Raw genomic sequence first — 22,264 nt, 5'->3', positions numbered from 1 at the left:
GCTGTTGTTATAAAGCTAAATTAATAAAAATTATGCCTACGCCATTGCAGAGGTATTAAATATTCAAAATACTGGAAAGCGATGTTTGGCAAATTCAAAAAACCATAATAGTTTTGGCGACAATCCCGAAATAAAAAATTAAAAGACTTTGAAAGTAAAAATAGAAGCGTTTCAATTGAAAGATTTACCTGCTTTAAGAGAATTATACATGCAGGTAAGAAAGGCTACCTTTACCTGGTTAAATACCAGCCATTATCAATTAGAATCTTACGACACCGATACCCAGGGTGAATACACCCTTGTTGCGTTTATTGATGAGGTAATAGTTGGGTTTATTTCTGCCTATGAGCCTGATAGCTTTATACACCATATTTATGTGCATTTGTCATATCAGAAAATGGGAGTTGGAAAATTGATGGTTGATGCCATGATTCAGCAATTAAAGACCCCAATTACTCTGAAATGCCTGCAGGCCAACCAGGCGGCTATAGCATTCTATAAAAAATGTGGATTTGTACAAAAAAAGAAAGGGATATCGGTGGAAGGAATCTATATAATATTTGAGTATTGCTGAGTATCGGTTTTAACAATAATCAGCAGGGTGCTTCCGGTAGACCCGGGTGACTGTTTTTTAGCGCAAAGCAAGAGGTTTTAGTTATTAATGAATTACGTTTACCCCTTGCAATGTGCGATGGTGTTTTTTAAATATGCTTATGTAAAACGATACTTAGCCCCTCCAGGCACCCAGAATAAGGCCGGCCAGGGTATAGTAAACAGTTATGTATCCACCATTAATGAGGATGTATTTAAGCGAGCGTAGTTCGAACAAAGCAACAATTGTAAAAATGGCACTACAGAAACCAAAACCGGTTAAAAAGCCTGCCGTAGCGCCCCAAGCCATATCGGTTTTGTCGTCTCCCAGAAAAAACGCCAGATTATAGCTCGTTATCAGCGCCAGCACAAAAGTAATGCCGAAAGTTTTTGCCGGATTGTTAGCTCTCAGTTGCTCTTCTGTCAGATTATTGGCTGTTTTCCAGCCGTTTAGAAACATAAGCGGTGAATACCATAAGGCGCCCAAGGCAAGGCTTAAGACAGCACAAGCCAGCACTGCCCAGTGATTAAGGTAGATGTTTTCCATAGTAATTGAATTAAAAATAAACCTGATTTAAATTTTTAACTTTGGTTGTATGGAATATCACTTAAGAATACTGGTAAGGCCTTTGGCCCTCAAGGGTGTGGTTATACGAAACGTATTCGGGGTAATTACTCAATGTGGTGTCTGAATCTAGTGTGGATTTTACAATCGGCACAGTGTGGAGGTCGAAAGTTAAAAGCTCACGGCTATAGGTAAAGCTCTTTTCAAGATGATTATCAAAATCAGTGCTAATTTGAATTTTAAAAATCATATAAGTTCTGGTTTGGCAATTGTAATCAAAAATAATAAAAATTCTTAGAGTTCATATCTTTCACCCTGAATTTTTGATTAAATGGTATCTGTAAAAACAATTTTACTGGTTTAATCTGTTGCTTTTTTATGTTTGAGTCTGCTTATTTTTTTAACAAATTTTAATGCAGGTAGTAATTTACTTTTTTTACTGTGGGCTGTCTAAAAGTTGTTTTCAATCATTCAGAACAAACAATTTTTAAAAGATGAAAAGCCTATTGAACATAGCCCTGCTGATCGGGATGATTGGGCTGGGCATCTCAGGTGCCGACGCACAGGTTATTACACATAAAGACCCTTCGGCCGATTTTAGTAAGTTCAGAACTTTTGCCTGGGTTGAGCCGGATATACGGACGAATAATCCATTATATAATAATGAACTGGTAAGCAAGAAAATTCAGACGGATGTTGACCAGGCTTTGCTAAGCAAAGGCTTGAGTATTGATACCAGCCAACCGGATTTGTTGTTGAGGTTTCATACGAATGCCGAGAAAGAAACCACCCGTGGGTTTAGTTATGGCGGAGCCTTCCCAATGATAGGATACACCCGTATTGGCCGTTTCATTGTACCTTATAACATGGGATACTGGGGTGGAGGGTATTCATCGCCATACACCTACACTGAGGGTACACTGGTAATTGATGCCATTGATGCCAAAACCAATAAGCTGGTATGGCAGGGTAGTATTTCGTCTGCTATCAATAACCAAAAACTTGACAGACAGATTGAAAAAGGAGTAGCCAAAATAATGAAGAAGTATCCGGTATCTTAGGTGGTATCGGCATTCAATGGGGTTTAGTTGGTTTTAAGGAGCGTGCTTTCGGGTGCGCTCTTTTTAGTTTATTGTTAGCCGGTAGCAATACCCGTTGCAGCAGGGTTATAGGTTTATGGTTTTGCTTCAACAGCAAACTATGTGTATGGGCAATTTATAAGTTTATGACATTTGTTTTCTTACAAAAGCAACTATCTTTACCTGGGTATTCCAGTTGTTTGGGTCAGAAACGGAATTGCACCGCAGGCATTTGTTATCTGTTTTATTATTTAGCCGGTCTAATGTTTCAGTCTATTATCAAAGCAGTTTTCTTCGGAAACTATTTCTATGGCATTTGTGCAGTGGCATTGGCTATTGAGGCTTCTTTGCAGCAAAATTATTCTTTAAACCCACCCTTGTTTTATGTTCTGGTATTTACGATTACTGTCTGGTTTTATACGCTGGCGTACATAAAAGACCCTTCAATTAAGACGTCCAGAAACCCCAGAACCCGTTGGTTTATTCAGTACAGAGTTTACGTTCTTTATAGCCAGAGGTTGTGTCTGATAAGCAGTGGTATCATACTTTTGTATTTTTTGTACAAATACAGGATTGGTCTAACGGGCATCAGCAAAGGGCAACTATGGCCATTGCTGCTTACGCCTCTGGCCGCGCTTCTTTATTATGGTTTAAGTTTTTTGGGCAGTTTTAATCTTAGAAGAATAGGGTGGCTGAAGCCATTTATCATAGGCTTTACCTGGGCGGGTTTAATAACCCTTACCCCTGTGGTGTTTTACCATATTTCGCATCAGACCAACCAAAGCATGAGCCCCACCGGGTGGTGGCTTTTCCTAAAAAACTTCATGTTTGTTTCAGTGCTTTGTATCATGTTCGATATCAAAGACTATGCTTCTGATGCCAATCACAATATCAAAACTTTTGTAGTAGCCAAAGGGCTGCGGTTTACCATTTTCAGTATCATTGTGCCGCTTACATTGGCTGGCATGGCCAGTTTTCTTGCTTTTGCAATTTATAATGGGTTTTCTGTTACCCGTTTGCTTTTTAATTTGATTCCGTTTCTGGCTATGATTCTGGTGGCTTATGCGCTCAAACAGCGAAGAACCATCTTTTTTTATCTTACAGTTATTGATGGGCTTATGTTTTTAAAAGCCTTGTGCGGAATTTTAGCCTATTATTTTGATAGTACGCACTTAAGATAAGAGAGATTGGCCGGTTTTAGCTTTGTGCGTATATATACTTTTGAAGTGCAGGCCATATTATTTTGTTGTAAAGAAATACAGCATGCATTGAGCTGGGTATAACAGGTAAAAATACAACGCACTGGTTTTAAGCCTTTTGCAGATGCCTGAAGACAGAGTACTGCCAGCGAGCAGGATTAAAATGCTAGAAATTTATGATTAAACTATTGTAACAGAGCGCCCTTGGCCGTATATTTGTCACGACATTAATACCCTGACCTAAACTGAAAAAAATTAACATTTAAGAATGAATATACGTTTCTTTTGTGCGTATAATCTTGCTAAAATACCATTCCAGGCACCCCTGCACGGGTGAATCATGGAATGGTATTTTTTGTTAAAATGCTGATTTGCAGTGTTTTATGTTTTTATTTAAAATTATTCTAAATTACTGCAAAAAATAAAAAAAGTTAAAAAAGCTATTTGATTGAAAACATTACTGGCGTAGTTTTGCAGTCAGAAAATTAGGTTATACTACTTACTTATAATATGATTCGTAATTTTTATAAATCACTTTTAGCTCTTGCTGTTGTTGTTACCATTTCTTTCAGCAACGCATTTGCACAAGATTCAACAGCTACCGCAGCAGCACCTGCAGGGGGAGGAGACACAGCACTTGGAGAGAAATTATTCAAAGAAAACTGTGCGCAGTGTCATGCTCCGACGAGTGAGCAAGTAGTAGGGCCTGGTCTGGCCGGTGTAGAAACCCGCAGAGACTTTGCCTGGCTTAAAAAATGGATTAACAACCCAATGGGTGTTATTGCAAGTGGCGACAAGTATGCAAACGAGCTTTTCGTAAAGTTTAACAAAACTCCAATGACCGCCTTCCCGTCGTTTACTGACGAGCAGGTGCGCGCCATACTTGATTACGTTAAAGTTGCTTCTGCTCCGGCGGCTCCTACTGCAGATCCTGGTGGTGGTACAACTGCTACTGCTACTGCCGGTGATACCGGAAGCGGCAAGTTTGTAACCGTAATTATGATTGCCCTGCTGGTAATCATGGGTCTTGTACTGGTTGCTTTGTTGGGTATTCTACAGTTGTTAAACAAGCTTACCGGTACAACAGAAGGCACAGAAGGTTCTGCGGTGTCAGCGGGTGAGAAAATTCAATTGAGCATTAAGCAGATTGTTTCTAACAAAACGGTTCGTTCAGCCATTATCTGGGTGTTTGTATTACTGGCCACCAAAGCTACCTTTGACGGTTTGTATGGTATAGGTGTTCATCAGGGCTATGCTCCTAAACAACCTATTTCTTTCTCTCACAAACTACATGCCGGTGAAATGAAAATCAACTGTGCTTATTGCCACACAGGTGTTTATAAAGGAAAACAATCTGGTATTCCTTCAGCTAACATCTGTATGAACTGCCATAACACAATCAAACGTGAGTCGCCTGAAATCCAGAAGATTTACACGGCAATTGAAACCAACAAACCAATTGAATGGGTTCGTGTACATAATTTGCCAGACCTTGCTTATTTCAACCACGCGCAACACACAAATGTAGGTGGTCTTGATTGCAACAATTGTCATGGTGAGATAGCTAAAATGGAAGTAGTGCAACAACGTGCCACACTTACAATGGGCTGGTGTGTTGATTGTCACCGTAAAACTGAGGTAAATGGTAAAGATAACGCTTATTATGATAAGCTAATGGAAGCCCACAATGCCGCAAGTAACGGTACAATGAAAGTTTCTGATATCGGTGGTTTAGAGTGTGCAAGATGCCACTATTAATCTGTAAACCGAATACGTAAAGTTTTAGAATAAATTAATCAAAGATATTAAGTCCCTTTAACAAGGATTTAACATATAAATACTTAAATCAGCATTTTTGCTCATGGAGAATACTAATAAAAGGTATTGGAAAGGGGTTGAAGAATTAAAGAACGATATTGAGTTCGTTAAAAACGCCAATCGTGAATTTAATTTAGACGATATTGACACGGTTGAACCTACTCACCGCCGTGATTTCCTGAAAGTATTAGGTTTTGGATTGGCTGCGGTTTCGCTGGCTGCTTGTGATGCACCGGTACGTAAGGCTATTCCGTATCTGAACAAACCTGAAGATGTTGAGCCGGGTATTCCTAACTGGTATGCCTCAACTTACGCTGAAGGTGGCGACTACTCAAGCATTCTTGTTAAAACCCGTGAGGGACGTCCTGTTAAAATTGAAGGTAACAAGATGTCGAGCCTTACCAAAGGCGGAGTAAGCGCACGTGTACACGCTTCAGTATTGAGTCTTTATGATAACGAAAAACTGAAAGCCCCTAAAAAAGGCACTTCAGACATATCGTGGGAAGACCTGGATAAAGAAGTGGTTGCCGGGCTTTCAAAAGGAGGTAATATCAGAATTGTTTCCAATACAATACTTTCTCCAACTTTCAAGAAAGTAATTGCTGATTTTGTTGCCAAATACCCTACTGCCAAGCATGTAACTTACGATGCTAACTCAGCATCAGGCCTGATACAAGCCAATGCCGAATCATTCGGACAGGCAGTTGTGCCAAGCTACGATTTCAGCAAGGCTAAGGTTATGGTAGGTATCAATGCTGACTTCCTGGGAACATGGATTTCACCAGATATTTTTGCTACTCAATGGGCTGAAAATCGCCGTTTAATTAGTGGCAAGGGTGGTAAAAACGATATGTCGCGTCATTATCAGTTTGAAACCGGTATGACGATTACAGGTGCATCTGCTGATTATCGCTCAATGATTAAACCTTCACAAGAAGGAGCGGTAGCAATTGCATTATATAATAAAGTAGCAGCTGCTTTAGGTGGTGCCGCCATTTCAGGTGCTGCCATTGAAGTTCAGAACCTCGACAAATGTGCTAAAGATTTGGTTGCTGCCAAAGGTTCGGCATTGGTAGTGTCTGGTTCAAATAATCCGGCAGTTCAAACGGTAGTAAATGCTCTGAATAGCCTGCTTGGCAGCTACGGAACAACTATTGATTTGAGCAATCCGGTTTATTTCCGTCAGGGTAATGATACTGAAATGAACGCCTTCATCAACGAAGTGAAAGGTGGCCAGGTAAGTTCAGTATTGTTCCTGTCAAATCCTGTTTATGACCATATCAGAGGTGCTGAGTTAGGTGAAGCGCTTAGCAAGGTAGCCACATCGGTTTCTTTTGCAGCTAATGCCGACGAAACAGCCTCTAGATGTAAATATATTGCTCCGGCTCCACATTATCTTGAGTCATGGGGTGATGCTGAACCAAAGAAAGGTTTCTACTCTTTAATTCAGCCAACTATCTCTCTTATATTTAATACCCGTCAGGCTGAATCAAGCTTATTGATTTGGGCTGGTGCTTCAGGTGATTATCAGGCTTATCTGAAATCAAACTGGACCAAAAATATATTAAGTGGTAAGTCTTGGGTGCAGGCATTGCATGACGGCGTTTATGAGCCGGGTGCAGGAGCTGTAGCATCTGCTGCTTCTTTTGGCGGTAACCTGGCCGGTGCAGCTACTGCTATAGCTGGTATAAAAGGTGCTGGTATTGAGCTTTCTGCGTTTGAATCTATTGCCATAGGTACGGGTAATCAGGCAAATAACCCCTGGCTACAGGAAATGCCCGATCCAATCTCTAAAGTAACCTGGGAAAACACCATTGCTATTTCGCAAAAAACAGCCAAAGAAGCAGGTATTGATCAGGGAGACTGGGCTAAATTAACTGTAGGTAGTAAAACAATTGAACTACCTGTGTTGATTCAACCGGGTCAGGCGCATGGAACCGTTTCTGTAGCAATAGGCTATGGTCGTACAGCAGCAGGTAAGGCTGGTAACGTAGGTGCCAATGTTTTCCCATTAGTATCCAACGGTCAATACTGGGCTGGTGATGTTAAATTAGAAAAAACCAAGAGCGGATATACCCTGGCTCAGACACAAACGCACAACACCGTAATGGGCCGTGAGTCTATAATTCAGGAGTCTGTTCTAAGTGAATATGTTAAGAATGTTAAAGCAGGCCGTTTTGAGCCTACTTTGCAGACTTCAGATGGTATCAAGAAAACCAACCAGATTACCCTCTGGAATGGTCATGAAAAGAAAAACCATAGCTGGGGAATGGTCATTGACCTGAACCTTTGCCACGGTTGTGGTTCATGTCTTGTAAGCTGCCAGGCAGAAAACAACATTCCGGTTGTAGGTAAGGCAGAAGTTGCCCGTGCCAGAGAAATGCACTGGATTCGTCTGGATCGCTATTATAGCTCAGATGCGCCACATGAAGAAGGTTATAGCCCAAGTGGTTTCAGAGCAATGGAAATTGCTTCTGATAATCCGGAGGTTGTATTCCAGCCGATGACGTGTCAGCACTGTTCTAATGCTCCTTGTGAAACTGTTTGCCCGGTATTGGCAACAACCCACAGCTCTGAAGGTCTAAACCAAATGACTTATAACCGTTGTATCGGTACTCGTTATTGTGCCAACAACTGTCCGTATAAAGTTCGTCGTTTCAACTGGTTTAAATACTTTGAAAATGACAATTTTGATTACAACATGAACAACGACCTGGGTCGTATGGTATTGAACCCAGACGTAACTGTTCGTTCAAGAGGTGTAATCGAGAAGTGTTCAATGTGTGTGCAACGTATTCAGGCAGGTAAGCTGGTAGCCAAAAAAGAAAAACGTCGTCCGGTTGATGGAGAAATCCAAACAGCTTGTTCGCAGTCTTGTCCTACTAATGCAATTGTGTTTGGAGATATGCTTGACCCCGAGTCTGCAATTTCAAAAGTACTGGCTGTAGAAAAAGAAGGAAGAGCTTACCACGTACTTGAAGAGATTAACACGCAACCGCAAATCAGTTATTTAACTAAAATCCGTAATAAAGATAAAGTTAAAGCTGCAGGAGTTAAAGAAGAAGCGGCACACGAAGCACATTCATAATTAAGACTTCTAAAGTCAATTTTTTAAGAATTTAGCATTTTCAATAAACAAAAAAAACTATGCACGTAGTTTCACCTATAAGAGAGAAGCTGGTATTGAGTGGTAAGTCTTACCATGATATAACAGAAGATATTTGTAAGCAGGTTGAAGGCGCCCCTACCAAAGAGTGGAAAGTAGCATTCGGAATATCAGTACTGGTATTATTGTATGGTACTGCATGGGTATTGTGGACCTGGTGGGAAGGTCTGGGAGTGTGGGGTTTAAATAAAACAGTAGGTTGGGCCTGGGATATCACCAACTTTGTATGGTGGGTAGGTATTGGTCACGCCGGTACACTTATTTCGGCAGTATTGTTATTGTTCCGTCAGAAGTGGAGAACCTCCATTAACCGTGCGGCAGAAGCGATGACCATCTTTGCTGTAATTTGTGCGGCTTCATTCATTGTAATGCACATGGGTCGCCCCTGGTTAGCTTATTTTGCATTACCATTACCAAATACTTTCGGTTCGTTATGGGTTAACTTTAACTCTCCTCTTGTTTGGGACGTTTTCGCTATCTCTACTTACTTCTCAGTATCATGTTTATTCTGGTACATTGGTATGATTCCTGATTTGGCAACTATCCGTGACCGTGCAACCGGTGTTCGCAAAAAAGTGTACGGTGCATTGGCAATAGGTTGGACAGGTGGTGCTAAAAGCTGGGCCAGATATGAAGACGTTTCGTTAATTCTTGCAGGTCTTTCTACTCCTCTGGTACTTTCAGTTCACACCATCGTATCTTTCGACTTTGCCACTTCGGTTATTCCTGGCTGGCATACAACCATCTTCCCTCCGTACTTTGTGGCGGGTGCTATTTTCTCAGGTTTCGCAATGGTTCAAAACCTGATGCTGGTTACGCGTGTTGTATATAAACTGGAAGATTACGTTACTCTTGAGCATATCTCGTTAATGAATAAAATCATAACCCTTACGGGTTCTGTTGTAGGTATTGCTTATATCACTGAGTTTTTCATTGCCGCCTACTCGGGTGTTGAGTATGAGAAATATGCATTTATTAACCGAGCTACGGGGCCGCTTTGGTGGTCTTACGCAGCCATGATGACTTGTAACGTTCTTTCTCCGCAGTTGTTCTGGTTTGAGAAAATCCGTAAGAATATCGTTATATCTTTCGTGATGGCGGTTGTGGTAAATATCGGTATGTGGTTTGAGCGTTTTGTAATTATCGTAACTTCTCTTCACAGAGATTACCTTCCATCAAGCTGGACATATTTTACCCCACGTATGGGAGATATTTCAGATTATATTTTCTCGTTCGGTTTCTTCTTTACTGCATTCTTCCTTTTTGCCAAATTCTTACCAGTTATCAATATGGCCGAGGTAAAATCAGTTTTGAAGTCATCTTCAGAAAAATATCCTGAAAAAGTAAAGAAACAAGCATAATTATTAGATTTAAGAAACCATTATCAGACAATGGCAGATAGCAAATATTTAGTTGGTGTTTTTGAAGACGAAGATGAGGTATTACACGCAGTGGGTTCAGTAAGACACAGCGGTGTTAAAATTCATGAGGTGTATACTCCTTTCGCTATCCACGGACTTGACCGTGCTTTAGGTTATGACCGCCCAAGAATGGGTGTGGCTGCATTCCTGTTTGGTATTACCGGAACAATATGCGCGCTTGTTTTAACTTTCTGGACAATGGGTATCGACTGGCCGATTAACGTGGGTGGTAAGAACTTCTTCCCATGGCCTACCAACGTACCTATCATATTTGAGCTGACCGTACTTTTAGCTTCATTTGGTATGTCGTTTACTTTCTTTATTATGGAGGGTATGGGGCCAACCGCCAAACCAATCATCTTTGATGTAAGAAGTACAGATGATAAGTTTGTGATGGCAATTGATTTAGCTAAAAATAAACTATCAGAAGGCGAGATAACTGATATTTTAAAGAAGTCAGGTGCCGCTGAAGTAAATGTGAAAGAGGCATAAAATCAGAAAACAATGAACTGCCGAAGGGTTGTTCAATACAATTTACAAACAGAACATTGACGGGTATCCGGTAACGGGCTCAGATAGTTATACATTAATTTGTTTTCAAATGAAATTTTCAGTCAGAAATATCACGCTTGCAGTAGCAGTTGCATCTTTCTCATCAGTTGTTTTATCTTCATGTAAAGATAATAACAGCACTGGTTGGGAGTTTGCACCTAACATGTACAATTCTCGTGCTTACGAGCCCTTGACACAATGGCGTGAGAATACTATAAATGTGGATGGCAAAAACATGAGGTCGCCGGTGGCGGGTACTATTCCTCGCTCAAACTATCATACTTCTTTCATGCTGGATGATAGCACTAAGGTAAATGACCTGATGATTTATAATCTGCCTAAAGACAGTATTGCCGTTGCAGAAGTAACCTTGAAGAACCCTATTCCGTGGTCTGAAGCCGCAGAAGAAGAAGGTAAGGTTTTATACGAAAGAAACTGTGCACACTGCCATGGCGACGGCGGAGCAGGTGACGGCCCTGTAGGTAAGGTTTACAAAGGGGTACCGAATTATGCCAGTGATGCTTACAAGAATATGAACGACGGACATATTTTCCATGTAATTACTTATGGAAAAGGCAGAATGTGGCCTCATGCTTCTCAGGTTAATCCTGAAGAACGCTGGAAAATTGTACACTACGTTCACAGATTACAATTAGGAAATTAATAACTCACCCCCATCCCTAATGGGGCGTGTTAGAAATATTAATATGATTACCCCTCTTTAGGGGAGGGGTTCAAATTTCAAGAATAATGGCTCATAATACTCACGAAATTCCTTCAACAGAAGAAAGATTTGAGTTTACTTCCGGATTGAAAAGCAAGTTGTTGATTGCTGCAGCCTTAGGTGTGGTTTTGGTTGCGCTCGGAATGTTTCTTTTACACAAAGGCTGGTCAATCGGCGTTTGGGAGTCGCACGGCGCCGAGCATGGAGCCGCTGCAGCCCATGGCGGTGGTCATGGCGAGCATGGTGGTGGAGAGCATCATGGTGCTACTCTTATCAACCGTCTCATCGGAAACCTATGGATGAATAGTGTCTATTTTCTTGGAATTTCAGTAGTAGGTATGTTTTTCATTGCCTACAATTACGTTGCTAAAGCGGGTTGGTCTGTTTCTATCAAACGTGTAGCTGAAGCCTTCCCATCATTCATTATTGTTCCGGGTATCATTCTTATTATCCTTTTTGCTATTCCTTCAACCCGCCACATGATTCTTCACTGGACTCACGAGGGAATTATGGATAAAGGAAGCGAGAATTATGACAAGATTATCGCAACCAAAGCATGGTATCTGAACACTCCTTTTTATGCCATCCGTTTGATTGCCTATGTTGGTGTGTGGTACTTCCTATGGATGCAGGTTCGCAAGTTCTCTTTACTTGAAGATCAGGAAGCCGGTTTGGATAACTATTACAAAAGCCGTAATATTTCTAAAGTATTCTTATTGTTCTTTGCTGTTACTTCATCTACTGCAGCCTGGGACTTATCAATGTCAATTGATACGCACTGGTTCTCTACTATGTTTGGTTGGTATCACCTTGCAAGCTGGCATGTATCTGGTTTAGCGGCTATTATGTTTACGGTTCTGATTCTGAAAGATAAAGGTTATATGAAGTATGTGAATGACAGCCATTTGCATGACCTTGGAAAGTTCATCTTTGGATTCTCGATTTTCTGGACTTACGTTTGGTTCTCGCAGTATCTTTTGATTTTCTATGCCAATTTACCTGAAGAAACAATTTATTTCCGCGAGCGTTTCACAGGGTATGACGGACGTTACTGGTGGCCATTCCACATTAACTTTGTTCTCAACTTCTTCTTCCCGATTCTTGTGCTGATGGCACGTGATTCTAAAAGAAGACCTACCTTCCTGAAACTTGCCTGTGGTGCTATTTTGATTGGTCACTGGTTTGACTTTTATCAGATGCACATGCCTGGTATTGCCAAAGACCAGGGTGGTATTGGTATCATTGAGTGGGGTACTACGCTTACTTTTGCTTCTTTGTTTATCTATTTTGTTGCAAATCAGTTGTCGAAAGCCAATCTTATTCCTCAGAAACATCCGTTTAAAGAGGAAGCTTTGCACCACGATATCTAATACAGAAAAGTTTTTTAAGGTACCGGTTTTTTCGATTAAATTTTAAAACATACAAGGATTAGGCACTTATAACTTGTAAATTTTTAGTAACATGACCTCATTAATTGTTATTTTAGCTGTTGTGTTTTTGGTACTAACCATTTTGGTTATTTCCAAAACCCAAACTCTATTGAAAGGTGTAAAGGGAAAGACGGAGGAAGAAAATGACTCGGTGGTTGATGGTGCAAATAATTCTAATGCCATTGGTCTATTTATATTCTGGATTGTTAGTGTAATCGGAGTTGTGTGGTCATTTAACTATGCCAAGAAAGATTTCCTGATGGCTTTTGGTGATATGCCTTCTGCCTCTTCTGTACATGGAAAAGAAACTGATTACTGGTTCTGGTTTGGTATCACTGTTATTACATTGGCTTTCTTTTTGGTTAACTCTGTTCTTTTTTACTTCCCTTTAAAGTATCGTTATAAAAAAGACAGAAAGGCTTATTATTATCCTCATAATAATACACTTGAAATTGTCTGGACTTTGATTCCTGCGATTGTAATGGCAGGTTTGGTTTTCACGGGCTTAAGAGCCTGGAACAGAATCATGTCTGATGCGCCTGAAGATGCAGAAGTAATTGAGGTTGTAGGAAAACAGTTTTCATGGATGGTGCGTTATAGTGGTGTGGATGATGAGAAATTGGGTAACTACAATTACAAATTAATCAACGATTCGGAAGGTAATGAGTTTGGTGTTGATTTCACCGACGAACATTCATTTGATGATTTTACAAGTAATACAGAACTACATATTCCAAAAGGAAAACCTGTATTGTTGAAGATCAGAGCAAGAGATGTGTTGCACAGTGTGTTTATTCCTCACATGCGTGTGAAGATGGATGCAGTGCCGGGTATGCCTACCAAGTTCTGGTTTGTTGCCGATAAAAGTACTGCTGATATGCGTGCTGAATTAGGTAACCCTGATTTTAAATATGAGATTGCATGTACTGAGGTTTGTGGTCGTAGCCACTTTGCTATGAAGCTGAATCTTATTGTTGATGAGCCGGCAGATTATGAAAAATGGAAAAAAGAGCAAAAACCATTATTGTCTGTTAAACCTGAGTTTATTGACAAGGTTCCGGCCAATCTGAAAGCCAAAGCCTTGAAATATACTGGTGGTGAAGCGGCCGCATCTGATTCAACCACAACAGCAAAGCCAGTAGCGGCTTCTATGTAATTCTTTATAACAACAGAAAATTCTTAAAATAGTAATAAATTATGGCAGCAGTAGCACACGCAGACGTACATGCCAATGACCATGACCACGCTCACGAACACCACGAGCAAAGTTTTATCAGAAAGTATATCTTTTCTGAAGACCATAAAGTAATTGCTAAGCAATATTTGATTTCAGGTATTGTATGGGCGCTGATTGGTGGTTTTCTGTCATTAGTATTTCGTCTTCAATTAGGTTATCCTGGTATTGACCTGGGTTGGTTAAAACCGATTCTGGGTGAGAGGTGGTTTGATGATGCCGGAAAGCTTGACCCTAACTATTACATTGCGCTTGTAACAATGCACGGAACCATCATGGTATTCTTTGTATTAACTGCAGGTTTAAGTGGTACTTTCTCAAATTTCCTTATTCCACTTCAGATTGGAGCAAGAGATATGGCATCAGGTTTCATGAACATGTTGTCATACTGGTTCTTCTTCCTTTCAAGTGTTATTATGTTTGCATCATTGTTTGTGCAAGATGGTCCTGCTGGTGGCGGATGGGTTGTTTACCCACCTTTAAGTGCATTATCTGGTGCTGCTCCTGGTTCTGGTACCGGTATGACACTATGGTTGGTAAGTATGGCCATATTTATTGTATCTAGTTTGTTGGGTAGTGTAAACTACGTAACTACGGTTATCAACCTACGTACTAAAGGTATGACGTTTGATAAGATGCCGCTAACAATTTGGGCATTTACTTTTACTGCCATATTGGGTATTCTTTCGTTTCCTGTATTGTTGTCAGCAGCATTGTTATTGATTTTCGACCGTAGTTTTGGCACAAGTTTCTATTTGTCAGATATCTATATTAACGGGCAGGCATTGCCTAACCAGGGTGGTAGCCCGATTTTGTTCCAGCATTTGTTCTGGTTCCTGGGTCACCCAGAGGTTTACATTGTAATCCTTCCTGCTTTGGGTATGACCTCTGAAATCATTGCTACTAACTCAAGAAAACCGATTTTCGGTTACCGTGCTATGATCTTCTCAATGTTGGGTATTATGTTCCTGGCGTTTATTGTATGGGCTCACCATATGTTTATGTCAGGTATGAATCCTTTCCTTGGGTCGGTATTCATGTTGCTAACCCTGATTATTGCGGTACCGTCAGCGGTTAAGGCCTTTAACTATATTACTACCATGTGGAGAGGAAATATAGTATTTACGCCAGCCATGATGTTCTCAATTGGTCTTGTTTCATTCTTCGTATCAGGTGGTGTTACAGGTATTATTCTTGGTAACAGTGCTTTGGATATTCAATTGCATGATACCTACTTTGTGGTAGCTCACTTTCACCTTGTTATGGGTTCTGCTGCCTTCTTTGGTATGGTAGCTGGTGTTTACCACTGGTTCCCTAAGATGTTTGGTAGAATGATGAACTCAACTCTGGGTTATATTCACTTCTGGATAACATTTGCCGGAGTATATGTGGTGTTCTTCCCGCAACATTATCTGGGTATCGCTGGTTTCCCAAGACGTTATTACTCTTATACAGGTTTCGATTTTACATCTAAGTACCAGGATTTAGCAGAGTTAAGTACCATTGCTGCCATTGTAGTATTTGCAGCTAACTTAATTTTCTTGTTCAACTTCTTCTATTCAATGTTCTGGGGTAAAAAGGCAACTGCAAACCCTTGGCGTTCGAACACTTTAGAGTGGACAACTCCTGTAGAGCCTGGTCATGGTAACTGGCCTGGTGAAATACCAACCGTATATCGTTGGCCTTATGATTACAGCAAGCCCGGTGCTGCTGAAGACTTTATCCCTCAGAATATACCTTTCTCGGCTACTCCTGAATCAAATCTGGAAGAAGAGAACGAAGAAATTAAAACTGAGAAGGATATTGAAGGTATCAAATATGATTACAGTATTCCTGATTGATTTTCAGGTTATAATATAGACCGGTAGTTTTAGCAATAGAACTACCGGTTAAAGAAAAGCGTAGAAGTATGCAAGTTTTCAGAAGACTGGGTATTTGGACAATCGGCGCAGTTTATGTGTTGATTCTGGTAGGGGGGATTGTTCGTGCTTCTGGCTCTGGAATGGGTTGCCCTGATTGGCCAAAGTGTTTTGGAAGTTGGGTTCCGCCTACTGACGCTTCGCAGCTTCCGCCTAATTATAAAGAGATTTTTGGTGCAAAACTTAAAGGTGAAGTTGAATTTAATGCCGTTAAAACCTGGGTTGAGTATGTAAACCGTTTGGTTGGCGTTACAATTGGTCTTTTAATATTTGCTACATTTATTTCTTCGTTTTTAGCCTTTAGAGCGAAGGATAGAGCAATTGTCTGGTTAAGTTTTCTGGCGTTTGTTCTGGTTGGTTTTGAAGGATGGCTGGGCTCAATTGTTGTATCAACTGAATTGCATCCGGTAATTATTACCTTGCACATGTTGCTTTCTGTTGTAATTGTTTTCATTCTTTTGTATGCAGTTGCCCGTTCTTACACAAAAGTTGTAATTGTTGAAGAGGTAAAGGATGCAGGGTCGTTGAGTTTTCTACTTACTGCCTTGATTCTGGTAACTACTGGGCAGGTTCTTTTGGGTACACAGGTAAGAGAAACGATAGATCAGGTTGCGATACTAATGGGGTCTGATATGCGGTCTGAATGGATTTCTAATTTGGGTGGTAAGTTTCAAATGCACAGATGGTTCTCAATTGTAGTTACAGTTTTGCATTTATTCTTTTACTATCGATTAAAAAGAAATAGTAGTAGCAAAGGGATTATTAACCGTTTTTCGATTGCTTTAATAGCCTTGTTAGGTGTAGAAATGTTATCAGGTTTGTTTTTAAATTATCTGGGTTTCCCGTATTTTGCACAGCCTGTACATTTAACAGTAGCTATTTTGATGTTGGGGATACAATTTGTTTTGTATCTTTTATTAAATAAAGAAAGAGTTTTTAGAGGAGTTCAGGAGTTTTATTTAAGTAATGAATCAATCCGTTAGTCAAAATATAATTGGTGTAAAATTAAAAGCTCTCTACGATATAACTAAGTTTCGGTTATCGGCGACAGTTGTTTTTTCTGGTGCTTTTGGTTTTATTTTGGGGGCCGACAAAGTTGATGCATTTAAGTTAGTTCTTTTCTGTATAGCTGCTTTTTCAACTACAGCGGCGGCGAACATTATTAATCAGATAATTGAAAAAGATCTGGATAAATTAATGAAGCGCACCCAAGACAGACCTTTACCCAGTGGCAGGCTCTCTGTTAAAGAGGCGGCCTTTTTTGGTTGGGTATTGGCTGCGGTTGCCATGTATATTTTGTTTTATGAGTTCAATTTCAGAGCCGGTCTGGTAGCCTTATTATCGATGGTACTGTATGGTTTTGTTTATACTCCGCTGAAACGTGTGGGACCCATTGCCGTTGCGGTTGGCGCATTACCGGGGGCTTTTCCTCCGATGATTGGCTGGATAGCCGCTACTAACCATTTCGGAATGGAGCCAGGCATCTTATTTGCTATTCAGTTTTTCTGGCAGTTTCCGCACTTCTGGGCAATTGCCTGGGTGCTTGATGAAGATTATAATAAGGCAGGGTTTAAGTTACTACCTTCTAAAGGTGGACAAAATTTAAACTCGGCTATTCAGATTATGATTTACACCCTGTTTTTGTTGCCCTTATGTTGGGTACCATATTACATGGGTATTACGGGTATCAATTCGGCCGTTGTGGCCATGATTTTCGGGGTGTTGTTTCTGGCGCAGACTTTTCACTTAATGCGAAAGGTAGATCGTAAAGCAGCACTTCAATTAATGTTCGGGTCTTTTATTTATCTTCCGGTTGTGCAGATTGCATACCTTCTGGATAAACTTTAAGACCTATAGATATCGAAAAAAGATGAGTCAGAAAGTAGTAAAGATACCTGCAAATAAAATTACCGAAGAGCCCAAAGTGGTTTTGTCGGTAAACAAGTGGAAGTTTATGGTTTGGCTCTTTATTATTACCATTATTATGTTGTTTGCATCGCAAACAAGTGCATATCTGGTAAGAAGAGCAGAAGGTAACTGGGTAGAATTCGAGATTCCTCAAATATTCTGGTTTAGCACTGTTGTTTTAGTTATCAGTAGTATATCTATGCATTTTGCCCTGAGGGCAGCTAAGGCTGATAAACAACCGACATTAAAGTTGGCAGTAGCGCTTACCTTCGGATTTGGAATTGCGTTCCTGGTTATGCAGTACCTGGGTTGGCAAAATCTGCAGCAGCAGGGTGTGTTTTTAAAGGGTAATCCTTCGGGTTCATTCTTTTACATTTTCACCGGCCTGCACATGGCGCACCTGGTTATTGGTCTGGGTATTCTGATAGCCACTTTTATTATGGCGTTCAGAACCAAGATTAACTCGAAGAATACTTTACTGGTAGAGGTTTGCGCCACTTCATGGCATTTCCTTGACCTACTATGGGTGTATTTATTTGTATTTTTATTGTATTTTAGATAAACATTTTACAATTTCAAGATTCAGGCTGGTTCCTAACCGACCGGTTTGATATTCAGAAACTATCAGCTATGGCAAGTGCAAATACCTCAACAACCGCTGAACATTTGATTTGGAAAGGTGGAACCCAACCTATGAAAGTTGGATATGGAAAACTGATGATGTGGGTTTTTCTCCTTTCAGATACGTTTACTTTTTCAGCGTTACTGGTTTCTTATGGTTTGGTACGGTTTAGTTTTCCGACCTTTGAAGGATTAAGAAAAAACTTTGAATTCTCTACTACCTGGTGGCCAATACCAGAACGTGTATTTGAAGCCGTACCTTTTTTGCATGGTATAGAGGCTCCACTTGTATTTGTGGGTATCATGACTTTTATTCTAATCATGAGTTCGGTTACTATGGTGTTAGCTGTTGAGGCAGGTCATCGTCGTGATAAAGCTGATGTTGAGAAATATATGTTATGGACTATCCTTGGTGGTATAGCTTTCTTAAGTTCTCAGGCATGGGAGTGGTCACACTTTATTCATGGTACAGAAGAGGGCCTAACCCTGGCAAACGGAACCAAAATTTTTGGTGCCAACCTTGTTCAAAACCAATATGGGCCTCCGGCATTTGCTGATTTCTTTTTCTTCATAACAGGGTTTCACGGAACTCACGTGTTGTCTGGTGTGGTGCTTAATGTACTGGTTTTTTATAACACCGCTAATGGTGTATACGAAAAACGCGGACACTACGAAATGATTGAAAAAGTTGGCTTATACTGGCACTTTGTAGACCTTGTTTGGGTATTTGTATTTACTTTCTTCTACCTTGTGTAGTTGGCTTGGATATTGATTTCAGAAAATTCAATCTATAGATTGAGTAAACTTAAAATATTAGACAAAAAATGGCTCATCATTCAGAACCTCACGGAGAAAAACTTCCAGCGCAAACAAAAGAGATCTGGAAAACGTTTTGGATACTTTTAATCATTACTTCATTTGAGTTCGTAATTGCATTTTTAATTGATGCAGACCACTATAAATGGACAAAGATTGGAATCTTTGTGATTCTGACTATCGTCAAAGCCTATTATATTGTGGGTATCTTTATGCACTTAAAGCATGAAGTGAAATCTTTGATATGGACAATCATCTTACCTTGTATCTTTGTGGTTTGGTTGATTATAGCGTTGATTGTGGAAGGTGGGTATATCGGTTTCGAACGTTTCATATTTCCAAAATGAGTAAAAATACTATCAAAGCCGGAATACTAGTAGTGATACTGGTAGTTCCGGCTTTTATATTTATATTTCTGAAGTTGTTCGGAAATAACTATTACAAGCTACCCTATTTTATGCCTGAAACGGACGATAGGGGAATGGTTTTGATGAAAGGTGCCGACACGGTTTTTCATCAGATACCTGCGTTTGAATTGACAGATCAGAATGGGCAGAAGTTTTCTTCAGAGCAAACCAAAGGTAAAATTTACGTTGCAGATTTTTTCTTTACCCGCTGCGGCACCATTTGTCCTAAACTGAGTTCGGCCATGCTTAGGGTACAGGATGTTTTTATGGATAACCCGGATGTAATGTTGATTTCTCACTCGGTAGACCCGAACCATGATACCCCTCAGGTACTGAAAGAATATGCAAAGAAATTTGATGCTAAAAACGGGAAGTGGTTTTTTCTGACAGGCGAAAAAAAGGCAATTTATGATTTGGCTATTAAAGGTTATAAATTACCTGTGGCAGATGCGTCAGAGTATGATAAGAACATAAAAAATGTAGATGAAATGTTTATCCATTCAGAGAAGATAATGCTGATAGATAAAGATGGCTACATAAGAGGAATATATGATGGAACTTTTAATGCAGATATAGAACGTTTGCAGGCAGAAATAAAAGTTTTAGAAGAAATTTATAAAGATCAAAACAAATCTCGATAGAGGAAAATAAGCAGATGGAAGCGCAATTAGAAAGAAAATCCATGTTGTGGATAAACCTGTTGTCGGTTGTGATACCGGTAGCAGTAGCATTGTTGTTGGGGATTCCCCAAAAGATAGATTTTGGTGCCTGGACAAGTACTTTGCCTCATGTAATAGGGGTGATTAATTCTTTAACGGCAGTATTGTTATTGTATGGTTTCTACTTAATTAAGCAGGGGCAGATTGACCAGCATAAGCGTGTAATGACGGGTGCGTTTGCATTAGGTGCATTATTCCTTTTGTGTTATGTAGCTTATCATATTTCGAATCCGAGCACTAAGTTCGGCGGCGAAGGTACCATACGCTACATTTATTTCTTTGTGTTGATAAGCCATATAGGTTTGTCTTTTATAGTGTTGCCACTGGTTTTAAGAACGTATTATTTTTCGTGGAGTAATCAGATGAGCAGACACAAAAAGATTGCAAGAATTGCATTTCCTATCTGGTTGTATGTTTCAATAACTGGTGTGATTGCGTATATTATGATCAGACCATATTATGTTTAAAAACATGAAAGCCTTAAAATTATTTGCGGTAACGGTTATTGTGTTTTTATTTAATTGCTCAGTTTCAATGGCGCAATGTGCTATGTGCCGTGCCACCGTTGGCAGCAATTTAAGTGAAGGCAGAGGCGAAATAGGAACAGGTATTAATGACGGAATATTGTATCTGCTTGTTATTACTTACCTTTCAGTGCCTACTCTGATTTTTATCTGGTTCAGAGCCGCTAAAAAAGAAATGCGTCTGAAACTTAACGGCTAAGCCTGCCGTGCATACCGATATTACCGGAAAAGAATCTGCTACCTGTGTGGCAGATTCTTTTTTATTTCTACCTCTTGGGTTTCCTGATTCTTTAGTATCTTGCATTGGGCTTGTATAGACAAGCCGCCCCCAATCTATCAACCTTAAAATATTTTAACCATGAGTAACAAACCTCATAGAATTGCTATGCTGGGCACCGGCCTTATTGGCTGGTTCTATACCAAATCTCTTCATGAGCATCGCAGACCTGACCGTGTACAAGTTGTTTATTCAAGAAGCGAAGAACGCGGCAAATCTTTTGCCGAAGAGTGGGGGATACCCGTGTATACCACCAGCATGGAAGACGCCATCAAAGATGAGAACATAAACGTGGTAGTTGTAGGCTTACCTAATGACCTGCATTTTCAGGCTATTGAGCTTTGTTGCAAATATAAAAAGGCGGTGCTATGCACAAAGCCTCTGGCCCGTACAGGAGATGAAGCCCGAGCAATACTTGAAATGGTTGAGAAGGCCGGTATTTTTCATGGATATCTGGAAGACCTGGCCTATACCCCTAAAACCCTGCATGCCCTGCAGTCGGTGAAAAACGGGGTAATCGGGCGGGTAACGTGGGCGCGCTCCAGAGAAGCGCATCCCGGGCCTCACTCAAGCTGGTTTTGGGATCTAAAGAAAGCCGGTGGAGGCGCAATTGTAGACCTGGGCTGCCATTGTATTGAAATTGCCCGCAACTACATAGGCAAAGATATAAGACCCGTTGAGGTGATGTGCTGGGCTGCCACACAGGTAAAGCCCATAGAAGCAGAAGATAATGCCATTGCTCTGGTAAAATATGCCAGTGGCGCTATTGCCCAGTTTGAAGTGAGCTGGTCGTTCAGGGGAGGCATGGATTTAAGAGACGAAGTGTCAGGCACGGAAGGGGTTATCAGAACAGACCATTTTATGCGTACCGGTTTTGAAATGTTTACGGCAGCGCAGGAGTCTAGCTACGTGGCTGAAAAGGCAGAAAGTGCCTCAGGTTGGTTGTTTCCGGTGGGCGATGAGGTAAATTCATTGGGCTATACCCATATGTTTACGGATATGTTTGATAGCCTGGATAACGGAGGTACGCCAATGGAAAGTTTCTATGATGGCTACATAGTTAATGCGGTAATAGATGCCTGCTACAAATCGGCTAAAACTAAGAAGTGGGAGCCGGTAGAAATTATAGACTGGCGAGGGAGAACAGACGTAACGGAGCCGTCGCCGTTTGTAGATTTTGATGCAGACCACTGGCATATAAAGGATGAATTTTTGCCAGATGGTCGCAAGAAGGTAATTCTGAAAGAAAAGGCCACCGGAAATATCATTCAAAGGGTTTTGTAGTGAGACAAAC

At 40.5% G+C, this 22,264-nt stretch carries 22 protein-coding genes; 20 read left to right on the top strand and 2 right to left on the bottom strand.

Going from position 1 to position 22,264, the window contains the following annotated elements:
* Positions 1–148: 148 nt before the first annotated feature.
* Entirely contained in the window at positions 149–574 is a 426-nt protein-coding gene (locus tag MB380_RS18655; protein WP_253529804.1) for a GNAT family N-acetyltransferase, read from the top strand.
* A 153-nt stretch (positions 575–727) separates the two neighbouring features.
* On the opposite strand, the gene MB380_RS18650 is transcribed toward MB380_RS18655, so the two are convergent.
* Both MB380_RS18650 and MB380_RS18645 read right to left on the bottom strand, forming a co-directional pair.
* Positions 728–1,138, bottom strand: a complete 411-nt coding sequence (locus MB380_RS18650) for a DUF1761 domain-containing protein (RefSeq protein WP_253529802.1) — start codon at positions 1,136–1,138, stop codon at positions 728–730.
* A 61-nt stretch (positions 1,139–1,199) separates the two neighbouring features.
* A complete protein-coding gene (locus MB380_RS18645) occupies positions 1,200–1,406 on the bottom strand; it encodes a hypothetical protein (protein ID WP_253529800.1) in 207 nt (68 codons plus the stop codon).
* A 244-nt stretch (positions 1,407–1,650) separates the two neighbouring features.
* On the opposite strand from MB380_RS18645, the gene MB380_RS18640 reads away from it, so the two are divergent.
* From MB380_RS18640 to MB380_RS18550, 19 genes are all read left to right on the top strand, one after another.
* Positions 1,651–2,217 (top strand): DUF4136 domain-containing protein, encoded by a 567-nt coding sequence (locus MB380_RS18640; protein WP_253529797.1) that lies wholly within the window; start codon positions 1,651–1,653, stop codon positions 2,215–2,217.
* A gap of 281 nt (positions 2,218–2,498) precedes the next feature.
* Entirely contained in the window at positions 2,499–3,416 is a 918-nt protein-coding gene (locus tag MB380_RS18635) for a hypothetical protein (RefSeq protein WP_253529795.1), read from the top strand.
* Between the two features lie 528 nt (positions 3,417–3,944).
* Positions 3,945–5,192: a c-type cytochrome gene (locus MB380_RS18630; RefSeq protein ID WP_253529792.1), complete on the top strand. Its 1,248-nt coding sequence runs from the start codon at positions 3,945–3,947 to the stop codon at positions 5,190–5,192.
* A 103-nt stretch (positions 5,193–5,295) separates the two neighbouring features.
* Positions 5,296–8,340: a TAT-variant-translocated molybdopterin oxidoreductase gene (locus MB380_RS18625; RefSeq protein WP_253529789.1), complete on the top strand. Its 3,045-nt coding sequence runs from the start codon at positions 5,296–5,298 to the stop codon at positions 8,338–8,340.
* A 59-nt stretch (positions 8,341–8,399) separates the two neighbouring features.
* Entirely contained in the window at positions 8,400–9,779 is a 1,380-nt protein-coding gene (gene nrfD, locus MB380_RS18620; RefSeq protein ID WP_101724305.1) for an NrfD/PsrC family molybdoenzyme membrane anchor subunit, read from the top strand.
* 30 nt (positions 9,780–9,809) lie between these two features.
* A complete protein-coding gene (locus MB380_RS18615) occupies positions 9,810–10,331 on the top strand; it encodes a DUF3341 domain-containing protein (protein ID WP_253529786.1) in 522 nt (173 codons plus the stop codon).
* A gap of 109 nt (positions 10,332–10,440) precedes the next feature.
* The gene (locus tag MB380_RS18610; protein WP_253529783.1) at positions 10,441–11,055 is read left to right on the top strand and encodes a cytochrome c; all 615 of its coding nucleotides are present in this window, start codon (positions 10,441–10,443) and stop codon (positions 11,053–11,055) included.
* An 86-nt stretch (positions 11,056–11,141) separates the two neighbouring features.
* Entirely contained in the window at positions 11,142–12,485 is a 1,344-nt protein-coding gene (locus tag MB380_RS18605) for a quinol:cytochrome C oxidoreductase (RefSeq protein ID WP_253529780.1), read from the top strand.
* Positions 12,486–12,576: 91 nt separating this feature from the next.
* A complete protein-coding gene (locus MB380_RS18600) occupies positions 12,577–13,701 on the top strand; it encodes a cytochrome c oxidase subunit II (RefSeq protein ID WP_253529777.1) in 1,125 nt (374 codons plus the stop codon).
* A 41-nt stretch (positions 13,702–13,742) separates the two neighbouring features.
* A complete protein-coding gene (locus MB380_RS18595; protein ID WP_253529774.1) occupies positions 13,743–15,620 on the top strand; it encodes a cbb3-type cytochrome c oxidase subunit I in 1,878 nt (625 codons plus the stop codon).
* Between the two features lie 68 nt (positions 15,621–15,688).
* Positions 15,689–16,681 (top strand): heme A synthase, encoded by a 993-nt coding sequence (locus MB380_RS18590; RefSeq protein WP_253529761.1) that lies wholly within the window; start codon positions 15,689–15,691, stop codon positions 16,679–16,681.
* Positions 16,665–17,546 (top strand): heme o synthase, encoded by an 882-nt coding sequence (cyoE, locus tag MB380_RS18585; protein WP_253529759.1) that lies wholly within the window; start codon positions 16,665–16,667, stop codon positions 17,544–17,546. The genes MB380_RS18590 and cyoE overlap by 17 nt, the downstream gene beginning before the upstream one ends.
* Positions 17,547–17,568: 22 nt before the next feature.
* Positions 17,569–18,168, top strand: coding sequence for a cytochrome c oxidase subunit 3 (locus MB380_RS18580; RefSeq protein ID WP_253529747.1), 600 nt, complete (start codon positions 17,569–17,571; stop codon positions 18,166–18,168).
* Between the two features lie 68 nt (positions 18,169–18,236).
* A complete protein-coding gene (locus MB380_RS18575) occupies positions 18,237–18,983 on the top strand; it encodes a cytochrome c oxidase subunit 3 (protein WP_101724296.1) in 747 nt (248 codons plus the stop codon).
* 68 nt (positions 18,984–19,051) lie between these two features.
* Positions 19,052–19,390, top strand: a complete 339-nt coding sequence (locus MB380_RS18570; protein WP_101724295.1) for a cytochrome C oxidase subunit IV family protein — start codon at positions 19,052–19,054, stop codon at positions 19,388–19,390.
* Positions 19,387–20,091: an SCO family protein gene (locus MB380_RS18565; protein WP_253529734.1), complete on the top strand. Its 705-nt coding sequence runs from the start codon at positions 19,387–19,389 to the stop codon at positions 20,089–20,091. Before MB380_RS18570 ends, MB380_RS18565 begins: the two co-directional genes overlap by 4 nt.
* Positions 20,092–20,105: 14 nt before the next feature.
* Positions 20,106–20,636, top strand: a complete 531-nt coding sequence (locus tag MB380_RS18560; protein WP_253529731.1) for a DUF420 domain-containing protein — start codon at positions 20,106–20,108, stop codon at positions 20,634–20,636.
* A 4-nt stretch (positions 20,637–20,640) separates the two neighbouring features.
* Positions 20,641–20,892, top strand: a complete 252-nt coding sequence (locus tag MB380_RS18555) for a hypothetical protein (RefSeq protein ID WP_253529728.1) — start codon at positions 20,641–20,643, stop codon at positions 20,890–20,892.
* 159 nt (positions 20,893–21,051) lie between these two features.
* Positions 21,052–22,254, top strand: coding sequence for a Gfo/Idh/MocA family protein (locus tag MB380_RS18550; RefSeq protein ID WP_253529717.1), 1,203 nt, complete (start codon positions 21,052–21,054; stop codon positions 22,252–22,254).
* Positions 22,255–22,264 lie beyond the last annotated feature (10 nt).

The organism is Emticicia sp. 21SJ11W-3 (assembly GCF_024138715.1).
Taxonomy (GTDB): Bacteria; Bacteroidota; Bacteroidia; order Cytophagales; family Spirosomataceae; genus Emticicia; species Emticicia fluvialis.
Note: the sequence above shows the minus strand (reverse complement) of the source record. Positions and strands in the feature narration are given on the sequence as shown.